The organism is Candidatus Poribacteria bacterium, assembly GCA_021295715.1.
GTDB lineage: Bacteria > Poribacteria > WGA-4E > WGA-4E > WGA-3G > WGA-3G.
Map to the genome: position 1 here is coordinate 98,855 of JAGWBV010000003.1, position 17,438 is coordinate 116,292.

A 17,438-nucleotide genomic window follows, 5' to 3' on the forward strand; every position below is an offset into this window, starting at 1 on the left:
AACCTACGCTCCACGCAATCTCTGATTCTCTTTTGCCCGAGCATCCTCTTGTTCTGGATTGACAACCCCACATAGGGTAGTTTCCATTTCATTACGTATCGCCGCATATTCAGGGTCCGACGCTAAGTCATCATTCTCCAATGGATCAATACCTACATTGAATAATTGCGGTTCGCTTCCGACGTAATGACACAATTTGTAATCCCCGCGCTTGAGCATAAACCCAGCGTTAAGCATACCCATGTGATGGTACTCCGAAAGGACAGCACGCCTCGTTTCGTTCGCTGGGTGTCGCGCTATCTCCAGCAAACTGTCTCCGGGTAAATCAGAAGGTGCTTCCAAACCAGCCACTTCGAGTAAGGTCGGTAGGACATCTACCAAAGAGACATTTTCTGCCACGCGATCGCTCTCACCGGAAGGTAGGCGAAGCATCAACGGCACTCTTACCGCCGGTTCATAGAAGCACTGCTTCTGCCAGATGCCGTGGTGTCCTGCCATTTCGCCGTGATCGCTGGTATAGATGACAAGCGTATCTTCGCGTAACGGAGACGTATCAATCGCCTCAAGTATCCGCCCGACCTGTACATCGAGGGACGAGACAAGCGCGTAATAGGAGGCTAAGGCACAACGGACAACGGCTTCAGGCGGTGGGATGTCGTTCCGCCATGCCCAACGGTGGTGTTGGATTATGGGATGCTGAGATTCAAGCGGTTCGTTCCATGTCTCAGGTAATTCGAGTGTGTCTGGATCATACAGTGAAAAGAATTCGGGTGGCGCAATCAGTGGAAAGTGCGGGTGCATGAATCCGCAATAGAGCAGGAATGGTTTGTCCTCCGGGGACGCGACTTTTTCGCGAAGGAAATCCACTGCTAAGTCTGTGACGTTTCTGTCATATTCCGTGTGTTCGTGATCTCCCGGTCCGCATTCGGTGACGTGTGAGTTGGAACCTCGACGTGCGTCTGGTGTGCGTCGTGGCGGCCTTCCATTTCTGCTACACCATCGCGGCAAGTCGTCCAGCAAGCGATGGGAAAAGCCGAGGAGTCGGTCAGTTCCGTTGAAATGCGTCCGTCCGCACAGCACAGTCTCATAACCCGCTTCCGCCAAGTAATCCCCCCACGTTTGGTACTGCTGATCCGCAATTACTCCCAAATCCCATGCTCCAATTTGATGCGGATAACGTCCGGTGAGCATTGATAAGCGTGAAGGCGTACAGATTGGATAATTGCAATAGGCGTTGTCGAAGGTGTAACTCTGTCCAGCGAGACTATCAAGGTGTGGAGTTCGGACAACGGGATGCCCACTATTCCCCATCACAGCCCCCGCGTGTTCATCTGAAAATAGAAAGACAATATTCATTTTTTTAACTTTCCTTGCGGAGTCGTTGATCGGGTTTCATGTTTAACGTGCTTTCCTCTTGAATCGCCTGTGCCGTTGTTGCAGGCTCATAACTTTGCCGTATTTCTTGCTATTAACACTGAATTAAGATTCTATAGAAGTATATCCGATTTGGAGAAAGGAAGCGACAATTTTTTATTTTCAGAAGTATTAGCAACCCCTGTTTCCAAACCCAAGAAATCAGTCGTCAATCTTGCCAAAAAGTGATATGATATGCACAGGAAACTCCTTAAGGAGGCCAATTTGATGCAAACAACGAACCGCCATGTTCCCCATTTGCTTCGATCAGATACGACTCTCATTCCGGATGTTCCGCCGAGCAACACCGTTATCTTTCGAGGGGATGGAGAGCCGAAAACACCATCAATGATGCTACAGCGACTTGCAGAGTTCGACCAAAAATTTACGCTTAGAGAGGATACCTATTCTCTCGGTGGCACTGTCGAGCAGCTTGAGAAAAAATGCGCTGAAATGTTGGGCAAGGAGACGGCGGTCTTTATGCCAACTGGCACACTCGCCAATCATCTTGCCATCCGGAAACTCTGCGGCACCAAACCGCGTGCGATCGTCCAAGAGCAAAGCCATCTCTACAATGACAGTGGCGATTGTGTAACGCGGCTGAGTAACATAAACCTCATACCTTTAGCAAAGAGGTGCCCCTATTTTACGCTCGAAAGACTGAAAACCGCAGTAGAGCAGGCAGAGAGTGGAAGAGTCATCAATCCGGTTGGGGCAGTGATGATCGAAAGCCCTGTGCGCCGCCAATCGGGTAAAATTATGCCGTTTGATGAAATGAAGGCGGTAACGGACTACTGTCAGGACAAACAGATTGGGAGTCATCTTGATGGCGCACGGCTCTACATGATGTCAGGTGCGACCGGTATTCCGCCCGCTGATTATGCGGCGTTGTTTGATACGGTGTATGTGTCGTTGTATAAATATTTTGGGGCACCGTTCGGGGCGATATTGGCAGGCACAACTGAGTTCATGGACGGGTTATATCACGACCGTCGTATGTTTGGGGGCGGGTTGGCATCAGCAAACTTTGCGGCAGCGTTGGCACTTCAGGGTATAGAAGGGTTTGAAGAACGTTTCAATCGTGCTATGATACGGGCAAGAGCACTTTTTGATAAAATCAACGCGCTGGAGAGCGTCAGTATTGAACGTTTTGAGCACGGTTCTAATATATTTCCACTGAAGTTAGAATCGGATGTTGATAGTACACGTTTCGTCAAGACGCTTGAGGCGCATTCAGTATCTGTATCACCTCCAGATGGCGATCATGCCGGACATATCATGCTGACTGTGAACCCAACCCTATTACGTCAGGATATCCAAGATCTATTCTACACCTTTGAACGCGCTGTCAAAGAGAGCCAGCGATGAACGGGTCGCTGTGTTGATACCCCTAATTTTCGTCAAAAATCACCGGCTTGTATGCATAGGAGATTTGTGATAGAATAGCGGACGTTTGGTAATATCTATGTGAGGTGAAACAATGAAAGAAACAATCGAAGCCGAAATCCTGAAGGTTCTGGACACGTGGATGGCTGCCTTTAATCGTCTTGATATAGTTGCATGGGAGAAAACGTTTCACTTTCCACACTACCGTCTCGCTTCTGGCAACATGCGAATCCTCAACGAACCGGGTGAACAGGATGTAGAGAGAATCAGAAAGAACCTAACCGCAAGGGGTTGGCATCATAGCGGTTGGGACAGACGCAATATTGTCCATGCCTCAGAATCCAAAGTCCACGTTGACACGCAATTCACACGCTATCGCGCCGATGGCACGGTCATTGCTTCCTACGAATCGCTCTATGTCTTAACCTACGAATCGGGGTGCTGGGGCATCAAACTACGATCGAGTTTCGCACCGTAATATTTTAATTTTTCCTTGCGGTTCGGTTAGTTCAGTTTGATAGATGAAGTGTCTCTCCGTATATCCGCTTGTGTGTTTTTGCTTCGGGTTTTTGCTTGGGCGTTTCTGCAGATAGAGGGAACGCACGCAACCGTTCAAACGCCCTTCATCACTCCGCAAGGGAACATTAAAATATGGGTAGCACAATGACCTCTCGACCCAATATCGTACTCATTATGTGTGATCAGATGCGGTGGGACGCTGCCGGTTTCGCTGGCAACTCGGTCGTTCAAACGCCCCATCTGGATCGGTTAGCGGCGAGCGGTGTCTGCTTTGAAAACGCTTACTGTGCATCTCCGGTCTGCTCACCAGCACGCGCAAGTTGGTTGACTGGACTCTATCCCCATGCCCATTTACAACTACGGAATTATGGACCCAAAAGGATGGGCGAGTTCGGCGGCTACCTGCCTCACGACCGCATCACTATCGGGGATATGCTCAAACGTGCTGGCTATCGGTGTGGTATCGTCGGACCGTGGCATTTGGGGGACGACCATCGTCCACAACACGGATTTTCTGATTTCTGGTGTACCTATCGTTATCAGGGAGACCATCCAGATCCACTCTTTGACTATTTTGAAACGGAAGGGATTGAAAACCTCTATCGCTCAGGGGCACCCGGGATGACGCAGTACGGAAATATCTTGGAATTCGGCACGATCAATGACCCTCGCCAGCAACGCACCACTTGGACAATTGACCGTTCCATCGAATTTGTCCAACAGCAGCACGATAACCCGTTCTTCCTATTTGCGAGTATCAAAGATCCACACCCGCTTGTCTTGGTGCCGCCCGACCTACTGGAATACTATCGCGAAGAAGATATGCCACTACCTTCCTCTTTGCGTGACACGCTTGATGGGAAGCCCGAATTTCAAACGCGCGGAAAATTCCGTATCCCTTCAACGGTCACTGACGATGAATTCCGCCGAATGATGACCTACTACTACGCCCTCATCACACACATCGACACCCAAGTCGGACGCCTGCTGAATGCGCTTGAAGGAACAAATACGGTTGTCGCCTTCATGAGTGACCACGGCGAGTTGCTCGGCGACCACGGTTACACCGAGAAGTGTTTGATGTATGAGGCTTCGGTGCGGGTGCCGTGTCTGCTCTCATGGACCGACCATTTGCCGTCCGGTTTCCGCGTCACGACCCCTCTGGCGGGCGTGGATCTGATGCCGACTTTGCTGAGTTTCGCGGGACAGACACCCGAAACACAGATTGATGGACGATCGGTCGCGGAATCAATTTTGAAAGGGCAAGAACCCGAACATCAGCCGATCTTCGCTGAAATCGCCAGCCTCGATGCGATCTATCACGATGCTAACGAACCAGAAGAACTCGCGGCGCATGTGATGGTTATCGATGGAGACTGGAAATATATTCGGAACCGCTTTGATATTGATGAACTGTATAACCTGAAGACAGATCCGGACGAAATGCGAAATGTTGCCAATCGCCCTGAACACCAAAACCGCATCACACAGATGCACCAGCAGATCGCTGAGATGGTTTGTCGGACGGGTCCCGGTCCGTATGCGTGGTGCTTATAGCGATACGCTCACACGAGTTGGTTGCACCATCTCCGATAATAGGAGGAATAAATGGATAACGAAGTCATGACGAATGAAGAAAATTATGCTTTTGATGTAGCAGGCTATCTACACGTTCCGGGTGTCCTCAATCCAGAAGAGGTAGCAGTACTCAACGCGGCATTAGATGTCGTTGGAGAGCGTGAGACACTGTTAGGCGGAGAGAGTTCGCACCGCGAATTGTTCCGGGACCTACTGATCCATCCGAAATTGGTGTGGTATTTGAACCAGATCATCGGACACGGTTTCCGACTTGATCAGGCACCTCAATTGTTGGGGAATCGGGAGGGTGAAGTCGGTTCAACACTCATCGGCGGCGACGAACCGAGAAATCCCTCCTTAGCATATCGCCAACAAAACGGTCGGCGGAGTTGTCAGGGCGTGAGAGCGATCTGGGTGTTGGACGATGTTGAAGAAGGGGACGGTGGATTGGTTGTTGTCCAGGCAAGCCACAAGAGCAATGTCGAAACGCCTCACGAATTGGCGACCGGCACTGATGATATGGGGATAGTGGTGCAGCCGGAACTCAAGGCAGGCGATCTATTCTTGGTCGCGGTACCTACGCTCCAAGGGGTTCGACCGTGGAAAAGCGATCCGAAAAGGTTGTTGTCCTATTGGTATGCGGCGCGTGCAGCAGTGCAGTCCAATCCACATGGACCTTACTCAGAGACCGAATCTTTACCCGGATGGGCGGACGAAGCAACACCTGCGCAAAAGGCGGTCTTGTACGTCCCCGGATATAAGGGTTCAAGTCCACCACCGGTGATCAATACAGATGGCGAAGATACATGGGTGGAAGAAGATCCATCTGTCATTCACCCATCAATTTATACTCGCGACCCCAACTCAGGCATTGATGAGAAAGAATTTTACTTTTGGGATCTGAACGGGTATCTGGTGGTGCGCGGCGTGATGAATGAGCAGTGGCTTGCGGAAGCCAACGAAGCGGTGGATAAATTCCAAGATCGTATCGTCGTAGGTGAGGAACTCGCTCGCGGGTCGATAAGTCAGGCTGGCACAGGACGACCACTCCTGTCGGGGTTATTAGACTTACCAGAACCCTATAACGCACCGTTTCGGTGCATGATTGCGCATCCTACCGTGGTGCAGCGACTCAATTGGATGGGCGGTAGCGGCTATCGCACGAGTGGCGCGACCGTATTCTGCGCGGTTAAAGGAACATCGGGGCACTCGCTCCACGATGGCAACGAGCCAATGAGCCCCTCACGGGGTTATTATTTTAAGAATGGACGCAGTTATGCGGAGACCGTCACCATTACATGGCAATTGCGCGATGTCGAGCCAGGACTCGGCGGTTTCGCATGTGTACCAGGATCTCACAAGACCCAGTACTCCATGCCTTCCGGCATTCGGACGTGTGATGATACGATGGGTTTGGTGGTCCAACCTGTGATGAAAGCAGGGGACGTGCTCTTCTTCATGGACGGCGGTTGCACACACGGTGCCTTAGCGTGGAAAAATCCTGTCCCCAGACGCGGGGTCCTGATTAAGTACCAGTCAAAAAATGTCAATTGGGGCGGTGGTGTGATTGATCCGCAGGAGCGGTGGGGTGATATGGTTGAAGATATGACCGAGGAACAATTCGCTGTCATGCGGGGCCCTGAACGGGATGGTCGTCATCGGACTGTACCGAGACTGGTTGTGGAAGATGGGCAGGTGTCCGTTTCCTACGATCCAGAAGGGGATAGTTATGCATCAAAGCATCGACGAAAACCAGGTGAAAAGCAGGTGTAACAAGCCTTTTGACTGAATCCTGAATTGTATGCTATCACTGACCGTTGCAGTACGAAACCGACGAATGGTCAGTGATAGCCTAAAGAAAAAACACCTTTGTTCGCATCGGATTTTACCACCGTATTCGTCATCAACTCAACAGGGCATTATTTGTCATTACCGGCTTTTAAGTCACCCCAAGTCAAAGTCAATTTGTCTGAAGGTTCGACAGCCAATATACCGAGTGTCTCTTCCAAGCCGTCGTTCATGATGGCGTTGATATCCTCTTCTTCCAGAGCAACACTAAAAATCGCAGTCTCGTCGATAAGACCATCCACTGGCTGAATGCCGCCTGGGTAATTGGTTCCAATAACCACGGGAGCATTTGTGTCGGCAATCTCCGCAGAAAAGACACGCGTGGCAGAAAGCACGCCGTCAACGTAAACCTGTGCCTCTTCACCGGTATAGACAGCACCCACATGATACCATGTGTCATCTTCTGGAAGGATGTTGGATGCTGTCCAGCTGTCGTTACCTCCTTCTCCAAAAAGAGCAAACTCGAATTTGCCATTAGCAGCCCGTTGCAACAGGTAACACATATCGACTCGCCATCCCTGTGCTTTTGTCACTAACCCGTGCCAATCGTTGGGTCTGTAAGTGCCTTGAACCCAGATGACGATTGAGAATACCTCACTGATTTCGGTATCTAAAGTTTCATGGTCCGGGACGCTGACATAATCACCTGCACCATCCAATTCCAGGGCATTGCCAAATTTGCCATCGGGGACCCAGTTCGGGTCACCTTGCAGTGTGCCATCGTTGCCGTTTTCAGAGGAGTCATGTGCTGTGTTACCGTCGGTCTCATTAAAAAGCCACACGCCAACGGCAGTTGTCGGGTCGATTTCAGAATCGCTGTGTCTCACAAGCATAGCAAGACAGCACAGGATACTGAAAGCAATTAATATTAGACGGATCATTGGGTTTCCCTCCATAACCTATAGGTTCGGAAAACTGAATGATTGTAATAAAAATGAGTGGACATCAAGTTTAAAAATCTGTTAGACTCTTGACATTATCGCATATTCAGTAGGTTTATGCAAGGCGTTTTAGGTTGGATTGAATTGGGATTTTAGGGAGTTTCACAAATAATCGGAGAGGATATTATATGAGACATGAGGTGCAGTGGGAACGAATGTTCCCAGATGAGTTAGAAGCGGCACTTGAGACGTGTCCAATGGTGTATCTACCTTATGGGTTGTGCGAACCGCACGGTTGGCACAATTCGGTTGGGATGGATGCGATTCGGGCACATGAATGCTCGTGTCAGGCGGCGCAAGCACACGGTGGGATTGTCGCACCGCCGTTCTACTGGCATTGCCATGAGATTGGTGGTTACGGTTCATGGGGACACAATCAAGTCGACCAAGAGCGACCGTGGCTGACAGCCATACCGCCTTGGATGTTTTTGAAAAATATCTGCTATCACATTCGAGCAGTGGATGCGTTGGGTTTTCAGGGTGCAATTCTATTTTCAGGGCATTCGGGTCCCCATCGGTTGGACGTGCCAGTAGTGATTGAGATTATGCAGGCACATGTCGGCGTTCGGATGTATTCAACGATGAGTATCGGTGCGGATATCGAGCGTTTCGAGGATGGTAACGGATTGGGTGGGCATGCTGGACGCGGTGAAACGTCCGTGCTTTGGGCGGTGGCACCCGATTGCGTGGATATGTCGCGGATGCCGACGGATGACACACGCGCACCTGATTTCGCAATGGGGGATTTCAACGAGTCCTCCAGTCGTCAAGTTGGGGAACAGATGGTGATCGATATTGTGGCGCATTTTGGTGAAAAGACGCGGGAGTTGTTATCGGCTTATGAAGCGGAAGTGTCGAATCACACGCCACTGACGTTTGATGATGTCGAAGGGATTTGGGAAGACGAGATCCGACCGAAGTTGACTGCGTTTGCTTCCCTGCAGCCGCCTGAACCCGCACCGCCTTCTGATTCTCGATGGTACCCGAACTCGCAGATACCTAAAGGGCGGATACTGTGACACATCGGGTTATTGGAATTAAATCGTGAAATGGTTTGCTATACAAACCCCAGTTTTTATATGAGGGAAACTATGAAGTCTCAGGATGTAAAACAGATTAAGGAATCCGTTCGTCAGCACTATGCCGATAGAATAAAAACGGATGAGTCGTGCTGTTCATCAGTCACCTGCTGTCCAGACACCGATACGGATAGCCCCGCAGAAAAGAATGGTTACACCGAAGCACAGATTTCCAGCATCCCCACCGATGCTGCTGAACACTCCTTTGGGTGCGGGAATCCATTGGAATATACAGACGTTCAAGAGGGTGACGTTGTGGTGGATCTCGGCTCTGGTGCCGGGATTGATGTGTTACTCGCATCGCAGCTTATCAGTGAAAGCGGCAGCGCGATCGGTATTGATATGACCCCTGAGATGATCGAGAAAGCGCGACAGAATGCTGAGGAGGTTGGTGCGAAGAATGTCGATTTCCGTTTGGGTGAGATCGAATCCATGCCGGTCGAAGATGGAAGTGTGGATTGGATCATTTCGAATTGCGTCATCTGCCTGTCGCCGGATAAGGACAAGGTTTTTGAAGAAGCGTTCCGCGTCCTCAAACCGGGCGGTAAATTGGTGGTATCCGATATGGTCGCCAACAATATGCCCGGGTGGGTGAGGACTGCAGTCAGCACATGGGTGAGTTGTATTTCAGGCGCGTTGCCTGAGGACCAGTATTTAGGTTCGATTCGCCAAGCCGGATTTGAAGACGTTCGGGTTCTCAGTAAGTCAGCCTATGCGAAAATGGGGCCGGTGGAGGTGGCGAGCGTTAAAGTGGCAGCAGTTAAACCGGTATGAGATGACAGGATATTGTAGCCACAAATTTACCACGGATTGGTTGCGTCCATCTCCCATTTCACAATATTTCTGACTGCAATCCGTCGACCTTCACAAAACAATCGTACCTCTTTGCTGTCGGGGCGCATCGGATAAACTCGCTGGACAATGCACACCTCAGCGTTGACAAAAATTTCAATTACCGATCTGTCAACGAAAATATCCAATTCAAGCACTCGGTCGTCTCCGAGTGTGAAGGGCACGGTTTGCTTGAACTCTCCAGATTTCAGCACCTCACGTCCACACCGGTATGAAAGCGTTTTGTCGGTACTCGCATTTTCAAAATCGACAATAAAGGCTTGCTGGCCCGTATCGTAACGAATCACCGTCTCTTCCTCAAGATCTGGCGAACAGAACAGTTTTAACCCAAATCGCTGCGCGGAATGTGGCTCTATTGTCAGTTTCAACTCCATACAATCGGAAGCAATCCCGTCAAGGGTGATCTCCTGCCCCGCTTCTAAAAACAGATTTCCGACTTGAAATGGATTGTATCTCAAGGATTGTAATTCTAAAGCCGGTTCGATATTCAGACAGTTATCCGGTGTTGGTTTTAGGTGCCACGGCAGCGTCATAATGCTCTGCCAGCCATATGTGTCTGCGTCGCGGGCATCGCCGATCCATCCCCAAAAAAGGCGTCTGCCCTTATCGTCGATGAGGGTTTCGGGACCGGAGAGTATACTGCCGCGATGGCTCAATTGTCCGTTAATTTCGGGATAAAAGGTTTCATTTTCGTAGTGTCCGATGTAATACTGGCATTTGTTAAAGGGATGATGGGTGTGCATCAGCAGCATCCATTTCTCCCCAAATCGGAAGAAGTCAGAGCAGGCGCAATCTTCAACCGCTGCTGTCCATCTGCGCGAAGATTTATAGAAGGGACCGACGTAATTCCACTCCTTGAGGTCTTTCGACTTAAACAGGCTGGTCGAATCACCTTCGTAGCCGGGACGATGGTTTTTATTGCCGATTAAGGCGTAGTAGGTATCACCCTCTTTCCAGCCGCTCGGATCGAAAATCACGCATTCGGGAAATTCGTCCGTATCAATTGGAATCACCGGATTTTCTGCTAAGGGTGTCCAGTGTGAGAGATCGGCATCGTGGCATTGATAAATGCAGATTCCTCTTCTGGGCATGTTGGTGATAATCGTCGGAATTTCCATCCCGTCCATGATGTCGCCGCTATTGAAATAATCGCCTTTCTTCCCTTCGAGTGGCTCGTCGAGGTACGCAGTGTGATACGTCCAATGCAACAGATCCCGACTCGAAATGTGTTGCCAACTCGAAAAGTCCCTCTCATCGGGACCGTTTCTGATCTTTTGTAGGTAGCCGAGATGGTATCTACCGTTGAAGAAGACTGCACCATTGATGTCATTCCAACGCCCGTGTGGTGGTAAAAAGTGGTACTTCGGTCGCAATTTATCGGCGACCATCTTTTCTCTGACTTGATACGACTCCATTAAAAAATCATCATACCTACGCATGGTTTGCCTTTCTTTGCACGGGTTTCCGAGTATCTACAATCCTTCGTATTGATTATTTTATAGAGACGAGAATACATTGTCTGTTAGAAGAAGTCAAGGAAAAAGAAGAAACAGATGAGATAGGGCTATTCAGTTTTCCGAAATTTTAGATTTTCGGTCCCTGCGAATCTGCTGTAGGAGGGGAGAAACACCCTATCAAAAACACCCCGGTTCCCGACTTTTCCGATAAATTGGACAAAAACCTTAAAACTAAATGGTCCTGACAGATGAGAGGTTTTGCTTGATGTTTTGAGGAAGGTTTGATATAATTGTTAGTGATTGTACGAGGCTCGATCAAGAGCGTTTTCTGCCCATACCTGCCATTCCGTTAGTTGTTTAAAACTCTTTCTACGAATTCAAATTACCTATTGAGAGAAGAAAAAATGAAACGATTTTCAAGAAGTATCTGGATCATCGTATGCCTTTATGCCACCATTGCATTTGCCCAATGGCCACAATGGCGCGGACAAAACCGAGACGGCATTCTGACACAATTCTCTGCACCATCGGTTTGGCCGAAACGACTGAAAAAACTCTGGCATGTAGAGTTGGGAAGTGGGGATGCCTCGCCTATTGTCAACGGAGGGCGGATTTATACGCACACACGGCAAGGCGAAAATGAAGTTGTTACTGCACTTGACTTTGAAACGGGTCAGGTGCTTTGGCGGGATTCCTATGGACCGGTGCCATATATGTGGCCTTGGCATGGGGCGGAATCGCGGGGTCAAGGACCATTTTCCACGCCAATACTTCACGATGGGGTTGTCTATACCTTGGGAGTCACACAAGCCCTCTCCGCATTTGATGCCGAAACGGGTCAGGTGCTTTGGCGAAAAGATTTCAAAAAACACCTCGGCTTCGGGAGTTCAACATCGCCAATTGTGGAGTCAGGTTACTGCATCGTCCATGTAGGTGAACCGAAGAACGGCGCCTTGACGGCGTTTGACGCACGTACAGGTGATGTCGCATGGCAGTGGACTGAAGATGGTCCATCCTACGCGTCCCCAATCTGCGTTGAATTTGAGGGAACAAAACAACTCATTGTACTCACTCGGAAATACTGCATCGGCATCTCACCGACTACTGGCAAACTTTTTTGGAAAACGCCCTTTGAACAGGTGTGGGACGAGACTATCCCTACCCCGGTTCGTTACAAAGATACTCTTGTTCTTTCGGCTGCAGAAACAGGGACGCATGCAGTCCGTGTCCGCAAGGATGGTGATGAATGGGCAGCCGAACTGGTTTGGCAGAATCCGAAAATTCACATGTACACTGCATCGTTTGTCTTGAATGGTGACTTGTTGTATGGATTTTCTATGCAGCGTAAGGGGCAATTCTTCTGCCTTGACCCGCGGACCGGAAAGGTCCTTTGGACAAGCGAAGGGCGGCAGGGTGAATCTGCGTCGATTGTCAGTGCAGGTGAGGTGTTGTTCTGTTTAACAGGCGATGCGGAACTGATTCTCATTAAGCCGAATGCACAAGCGTTTGAACCGATTGCTCGGTATTCAATTGCGGATAGAACGACTTGGGCGCATCCCGTCATTTTGGATAAGTACATCCTCATCAAGAACGCTTCACATCTCGCGCTCTGGAGTTTGGAAGGACTGGATATGGCTGATGCCGAGCCGGAAGAGATCACGACTGTTACACCATCGGGACAACCGAGCGCAACGAGGCTTGAAACCATCATTTGGGACAAAGATGGTGCAGAGATGGTGCTTATTCCTGCGGGTGAGTTTCAGATGGGCAGCAATGCCGGTGATATGGATGAAAAGCCAGTGCACACCATTCACCTTGATGCCTTCTATATTGATAAATACGAAGTAACGGTCGCCCGATACAAACAGTTCATTTCAGCTACCGGACACCCAGAACCGACAAAATTCTGGAATGATCCACAATATAATCAACCGAACCACCCTGTTGTCGGAGTGACGTGGTATGACGCGATGGCGTATGCAGAATGGGCAGGTAAACGGCTGCCTACTGAAGCAGAATGGGAGAAAGCCGCACGTGGTGGTTTGGTTGCGAAGAAATATCCATGGGGTAACACCGCACCGGAAGATGACGAACAGCACCGCGCAAACTACGATTTTCTGGGAAGCGACGGTGGAAAGACAACGTTTCCTGTCGGGAGTTTTCCGCCCAATAGTTACGGACTTTACGATATGGCAGGCAACGCTTGGGAGTGGTGTCTTGATGAGTATCAGCAAAATTTCTACGCTGCCAGTCCACGAGAGAATCCGTTAGCGGGTGAGCCATTGTCGGATTATAAAGCTATAACATCGGAGCGTGTGATACGCGGAGGGAGTTGGGAAAACTATGATAATCTTATCCGGGTCAATAACCGTAATAGGGGGCATCCGACACGGACTTATTATCCAGGATTTCGGTGTGTTGTGCAACGTTCTCATTGATAGGAATTACGCGGGTCCCAGATGGGAATTCATCATTCAAGTCTTCTGTCAATCCAGTAGGATGCGATAGCCGGTTTGAACCCCGGTTATCATCCCAACGATCGACCAGAGTCCAGCGCAAGTCATCTCACCGAGGATCAATCCAAGAAACAGCGGGCGCGCCTCTCTATATGCTCTGAGTCCTCCGTATTTCACAACGCCGTATTTCAGAAAATAACCGAGCATGATAGAGAACCATAGCTTGAACGATGCCCATGAGCTTAGCATCGTGTATCCGATCGGATGAATCGGCCACCAGACGAAAACTTTTCGCATCCACATCAACCCAATTGTAAACGCACCGCCGAAAAGTGTAAAACCGGTATTCGTCCAATCTGTTCCTATTGAAGGACTGGTAAGGACAGCACTCAACCAGCGCACGCCGCCGCTACCGCCCGTGTGCACGTGTAAGGCACCGTGTTGGTAACTGACTTTCAGCACAGAATAATATGAAACAAGCAGCCCGAGCACCATCGCCACTCCCATCGCCATGAGGAGTTTGCGCCGGTTGGCTCTAACCGTATCCGCTGCCTTCAACCCGTTCATCACATTTGGCATCATAAATTCTCTCAGGTGTGAGGTTAAGCCGGTGGGTTGCATGAACAGCCACGTTGTCGTTGAGGGGGTCATACGTGCCGTTCCAAGTGTTGTGAGGAAGAAGCTTTGCGGTGAAAATGAGGGATTGATAAAAGGGATCCCGCCGTTGATAATCTGCCATGTCAAGGCAACAAACACACCTACCGAGAAGATCACAAAGATCACCGCAAATCCGAGCGACATTCCCATCAGGACACTCAAGTATATCAAGAGGAGCAAGCCCCCAATCAGCCCGATGACTGTCAGACCCGGAGGTATCGGCTCATTCTGGACATCAGATTGAGGAGATCCGCGTCCAAAACCACTTAAGAATAGCTGCTTGATATGCCGCCTTGCCTTGAAGAGAGCAAATCCGCCAAGCGTCAGACACGCACCTGCTTCCTGCGCAGCACTGAACGAATACGCTGTCCATTTTACACCCGGACCCTTCGTTATGAGAAAACCGAGCATACCGCCGATGAGACATTGTAGCTTGAAAAACAGAAAGAAAAACCAGAGACTGAATGCGACTTCAAGTGTGAGCAGATAACTGAATCCGACCATCGACATCAGCACGACAATCTGAAAGGGTCTTAAGGCGTTGAGCGGTCTGCCGACGAGAAACGGATCAAGCCAAATTCGGATGGGGATGTGTGGAAGGGTAGGGAAATACGCCTGTAGCCCGTTCAGGGTGTGGATGAACGCCGGTATCGCGAATCCGAGCCACATCTTTCTGCTTTTGAAGAATGAATTGACAATGCCTGAACGATGGACGGAAATTTCCACAGGCAGTTGAACGAGTGGAAACGTGCATTTCTCATATTCGATCCACTGTTTTCGGAGGATCACCGCGAGGCACACCATAACGAAATAGGCAGTTAAAACATACAACGCCCACACGGAAAGCGGTTTCAGCCACGCGCCCCAAGGGATTCTCTCGCCGACAGATAAGCCTTCATAGAAGGAGACAATCGCGCTCTCATCTTGCACGACACGCCACTCGGGGATATATTGAAAGAAAAGGGATCGCCACTCGTTCTCTGGTGTGGCGAAATAGTTGTAAGCCGCGAAAGTCGATAGTGCGTCTCTCATCATTCCCGATGACGGGATACCCGCGACGGCAATCATGATACACCAGATAATAACGAGTTCTTGCGCGGAGAGCGCGAGTTTCGGATGTAAGCATCTTAGGATAGCATTAACAACCAGAGCCAAGACGGTCAGGACAAAAAATGGGGCAAGCGGAAAGTGACCACCTGCCAGAAAGGTGTTACGAATAACAAAATCGTTATAGGGCGCAATCAAGCATTCTAAGATAGCTAAGACGATGCCGATACCCAACGCCCTATTTGACATTTTTAATTATTCCTTGCGGTTCGGTCAAGTCGGTTTGATGAATGAAGTGCCTCTCCGTAGACCCGCCTTCGTCGTTGTTGCAGGCTACAAATTTGGTTTATAGTAAAACCCACAATTATAGTAGAGCTCATAACGAAATTAGGTTTCCTAAAATGGCATCATTTGCCAAAATTATCTTTCCATTCATCTAATTTTCCCTCTTTTGTGTTGGAAAATTTTATGCGATCATTCGGCTGTAAGACCTGCTCAAAAATCCCACAGCATCCATCAATAACGCAATTTCCCCAGATTATAGCACACGTCAGTTAAAATGTGGATTTTTGTTTTATGTGTGGGCAACCACAAGGGGTAAGGTTAGAAATCTCGCCAGCAGGGAATGTAAGCGTCGGGAATCGGAGTGTTTTGCTTGGGCATTTCTGCGTATTCTTACGGATTTCCCACTCCTACAGAAGAACTGAATACCCCTATCCGGCACTTTCTTCGGCTTGCTAAAAGGAAAGAGTCGTGGTAACATAACGATATGTTTACGATGCAGCTGAAACATCTCAGTCAATCAGAACTCGCAAGGAAGATAGCTCTTTGGGCACTATCCATCGGACTCCTATTCTTTGGGTTTTTCTCTAATGTATGGCATGTCGCTGAACAGCAGTGGTTTGACACGCATCAGCGAGACACCGAAAGCCTGATTATAGGTAGGATGGTCAAATCTCGCCAAGATGGTATCTTCTCGGTAGGTGGATTGACGGGGGCAGGAGTTACAACGAATATTCAGCAGGACTGGATATCTGCAAACCAGATTGACAACCAATATGCAGCCTATCTCAACAAAGGCTCCTTTGATAAATTCTCGCCCTACATGTCACAACCCGGCGGACAAGGAATGATTTTCAGTCGACTCGATAGACGCATTCCGCTATCGCCTCAAATTAAGTTGTGGTCATTCTATGTGCTAACGGCTCTACTCTCGGCAACCGCATTGACCGCAATTATCGGTTGGTTCTATGAGGAATTTGGCGGATGGGTCGCTATTTTCGTCTTATGTTCAGCTGTGCTCTCACAATGGTTGACAGTCTTTGGTAAGAATCTTTGGTGGAGTCTATGGGCATTCTACCTGCCGATGATTGTCGTCTTGTACCTCCTTAAACGCCACAGGGTCCCATCGAACCGTCAGTTTATCAGGTTCGGTATCCTAATCTGCATCTCAGTTCTCATTAAGTGTTTCATTAACGGCTTTGAGTATATTACGACTACTCTCGTAATGATGGTGACACCGTGTATCTATTATGCTGTCCTTGACAACTGGAATAGGCACCAATACGTGAAGTGGACGCTTGCAGCCGTGTGCGGATCGGGCGTAGCAATCCTTTTGAGTCTTCTGCTTTTATGCTTCCAAATCGGTGCTGCGAAGGACGGATTTATGGACGGCGTTGCCCATGTGTTCTATTCCTTCGGGAAGCGAACGCATGGAGAGACAGCAGGTTTTCCAGAGGTGTATGCTGCCAGTCTTGAAGCCGGGACGATAGGGGTGGTCATTACTTACGTGAACGGTATTTTCTTTGACCTCAATAACTATCTATCCAACGCGAACACTTTCGTCTCTGACTTCCTATTGAAAATCCGTTATGCATACCTAATCGTGCTTTTTATGGTGATGTCTGGGCTGCTATTTTGGCAGAGTAAAAGGGCGATGGCAGAGCAACGACAACACTATATCGCATTAATCTGGACGACGTGGTTTTCAATTCTGGCACCTTTATCGTGGTATGTCATCTTCAAGGCACACTCATACATTCATACGCACATGAGTTTTCTTCTGTGGCAGATGCCCTTTACTTTCTTCGGCTTCGCCGTGTTCGGATGTGCCGTCATCGCGTGGAAGAAAGGTTTTTAATCTATCAGGTTTTCGCGTAGGATATAACCGTAAGCCTGCAACAACGGCGCAGGCGATTCTTGAGA

At 49.2% G+C, this 17,438-nt stretch carries 12 protein-coding genes; 8 read left to right on the plus strand and 4 right to left on the minus strand.

Annotated features, from left to right (window positions below):
* Positions 1-3: 3 nt before the first annotated feature.
* Positions 4-1,356 carry a sulfatase-like hydrolase/transferase gene (locus J4G07_01420; protein ID MCE2412641.1) on the minus strand — a complete coding sequence of 451 codons (1,353 nt, stop codon included), beginning with the start codon at positions 1,354-1,356 and terminating at the stop codon, positions 4-6.
* A 285-nt stretch (positions 1,357-1,641) separates the two neighbouring features.
* Between J4G07_01420 and J4G07_01425 the strand changes: the two genes are divergently transcribed.
* The 4 genes from J4G07_01425 to J4G07_01440 all read left to right on the plus strand — a co-directional run bounded on the left by J4G07_01425 (position 1,642) and on the right by J4G07_01440 (position 6,669).
* Complete coding sequence (locus tag J4G07_01425; protein ID MCE2412642.1) at positions 1,642-2,781, plus strand: DegT/DnrJ/EryC1/StrS family aminotransferase; 1,140 nt, start codon at positions 1,642-1,644, stop codon at positions 2,779-2,781.
* A 112-nt stretch (positions 2,782-2,893) separates the two neighbouring features.
* The gene (locus J4G07_01430) at positions 2,894-3,277 is read left to right on the plus strand and encodes a hypothetical protein (protein ID MCE2412643.1); all 384 of its coding nucleotides are present in this window, start codon (positions 2,894-2,896) and stop codon (positions 3,275-3,277) included.
* A gap of 173 nt (positions 3,278-3,450) precedes the next feature.
* Positions 3,451-4,875, plus strand: a complete 1,425-nt coding sequence (locus J4G07_01435) for a sulfatase-like hydrolase/transferase (GenBank protein ID MCE2412644.1) — start codon at positions 3,451-3,453, stop codon at positions 4,873-4,875.
* 51 nt (positions 4,876-4,926) lie between these two features.
* Positions 4,927-6,669, plus strand: coding sequence for a phytanoyl-CoA dioxygenase family protein (locus J4G07_01440; GenBank protein MCE2412645.1), 1,743 nt, complete (start codon positions 4,927-4,929; stop codon positions 6,667-6,669).
* Positions 6,670-6,815: 146 nt separating this feature from the next.
* On the opposite strand, the gene J4G07_01445 is transcribed toward J4G07_01440, so the two are convergent.
* The gene (locus J4G07_01445) at positions 6,816-7,625 is read right to left on the minus strand and encodes a LamG domain-containing protein (GenBank protein MCE2412646.1); all 810 of its coding nucleotides are present in this window, start codon (positions 7,623-7,625) and stop codon (positions 6,816-6,818) included.
* A 188-nt stretch (positions 7,626-7,813) separates the two neighbouring features.
* On the opposite strand from J4G07_01445, the gene J4G07_01450 reads away from it, so the two are divergent.
* Positions 7,814-8,704, plus strand: coding sequence for a creatininase family protein (locus J4G07_01450; GenBank protein ID MCE2412647.1), 891 nt, complete (start codon positions 7,814-7,816; stop codon positions 8,702-8,704).
* A 72-nt stretch (positions 8,705-8,776) separates the two neighbouring features.
* Positions 8,777-9,538, plus strand: a complete 762-nt coding sequence (gene arsM, locus J4G07_01455) for an arsenite methyltransferase (GenBank protein ID MCE2412648.1) — start codon at positions 8,777-8,779, stop codon at positions 9,536-9,538.
* Positions 9,539-9,564: 26 nt separating this feature from the next.
* On the opposite strand, the gene J4G07_01460 is transcribed toward arsM, so the two are convergent.
* The gene (locus tag J4G07_01460; GenBank protein ID MCE2412649.1) at positions 9,565-11,055 is read right to left on the minus strand and encodes a glycoside hydrolase family 32 protein; all 1,491 of its coding nucleotides are present in this window, start codon (positions 11,053-11,055) and stop codon (positions 9,565-9,567) included.
* A 422-nt stretch (positions 11,056-11,477) separates the two neighbouring features.
* Here J4G07_01460 and J4G07_01465 point away from each other — a divergent pair, with 422 nt between their 5' ends.
* Entirely contained in the window at positions 11,478-13,511 is a 2,034-nt protein-coding gene (locus tag J4G07_01465; protein MCE2412650.1) for an SUMF1/EgtB/PvdO family nonheme iron enzyme, read from the plus strand.
* A gap of 48 nt (positions 13,512-13,559) precedes the next feature.
* On the opposite strand, the gene J4G07_01470 is transcribed toward J4G07_01465, so the two are convergent.
* Entirely contained in the window at positions 13,560-15,482 is a 1,923-nt protein-coding gene (locus tag J4G07_01470; GenBank protein MCE2412651.1) for a hypothetical protein, read from the minus strand.
* A 520-nt stretch (positions 15,483-16,002) separates the two neighbouring features.
* On the opposite strand from J4G07_01470, the gene J4G07_01475 reads away from it, so the two are divergent.
* The gene (locus J4G07_01475; GenBank protein MCE2412652.1) at positions 16,003-17,373 is read left to right on the plus strand and encodes a hypothetical protein; all 1,371 of its coding nucleotides are present in this window, start codon (positions 16,003-16,005) and stop codon (positions 17,371-17,373) included.
* Positions 17,374-17,438 lie beyond the last annotated feature (65 nt).

Coding starts and splice junctions, on each gene's coding strand:
- J4G07_01420 (MCE2412641.1), bottom strand. CDS start 1,356: ATGAATATTGTCTTTCTATTTTCAGATGAACACGCGGGGGCTGTGATG.
- J4G07_01425 (MCE2412642.1), top strand. CDS start 1,642: ATGCAAACAACGAACCGCCATGTTCCCCATTTGCTTCGATCAGATACG.
- J4G07_01430 (MCE2412643.1), top strand. CDS start 2,894: ATGAAAGAAACAATCGAAGCCGAAATCCTGAAGGTTCTGGACACGTGG.
- J4G07_01435 (MCE2412644.1), top strand. CDS start 3,451: ATGGGTAGCACAATGACCTCTCGACCCAATATCGTACTCATTATGTGT.
- J4G07_01440 (MCE2412645.1), top strand. CDS start 4,927: ATGGATAACGAAGTCATGACGAATGAAGAAAATTATGCTTTTGATGTA.
- J4G07_01445 (MCE2412646.1), bottom strand. CDS start 7,625: ATGATCCGTCTAATATTAATTGCTTTCAGTATCCTGTGCTGTCTTGCT.
- J4G07_01450 (MCE2412647.1), top strand. CDS start 7,814: ATGAGACATGAGGTGCAGTGGGAACGAATGTTCCCAGATGAGTTAGAA.
- arsM (MCE2412648.1), top strand. CDS start 8,777: ATGAAGTCTCAGGATGTAAAACAGATTAAGGAATCCGTTCGTCAGCAC.
- J4G07_01460 (MCE2412649.1), bottom strand. CDS start 11,055: ATGCGTAGGTATGATGATTTTTTAATGGAGTCGTATCAAGTCAGAGAA.
- J4G07_01465 (MCE2412650.1), top strand. CDS start 11,478: ATGAAACGATTTTCAAGAAGTATCTGGATCATCGTATGCCTTTATGCC.
- J4G07_01470 (MCE2412651.1), bottom strand. CDS start 15,482: ATGTCAAATAGGGCGTTGGGTATCGGCATCGTCTTAGCTATCTTAGAA.
- J4G07_01475 (MCE2412652.1), top strand. CDS start 16,003: ATGTTTACGATGCAGCTGAAACATCTCAGTCAATCAGAACTCGCAAGG.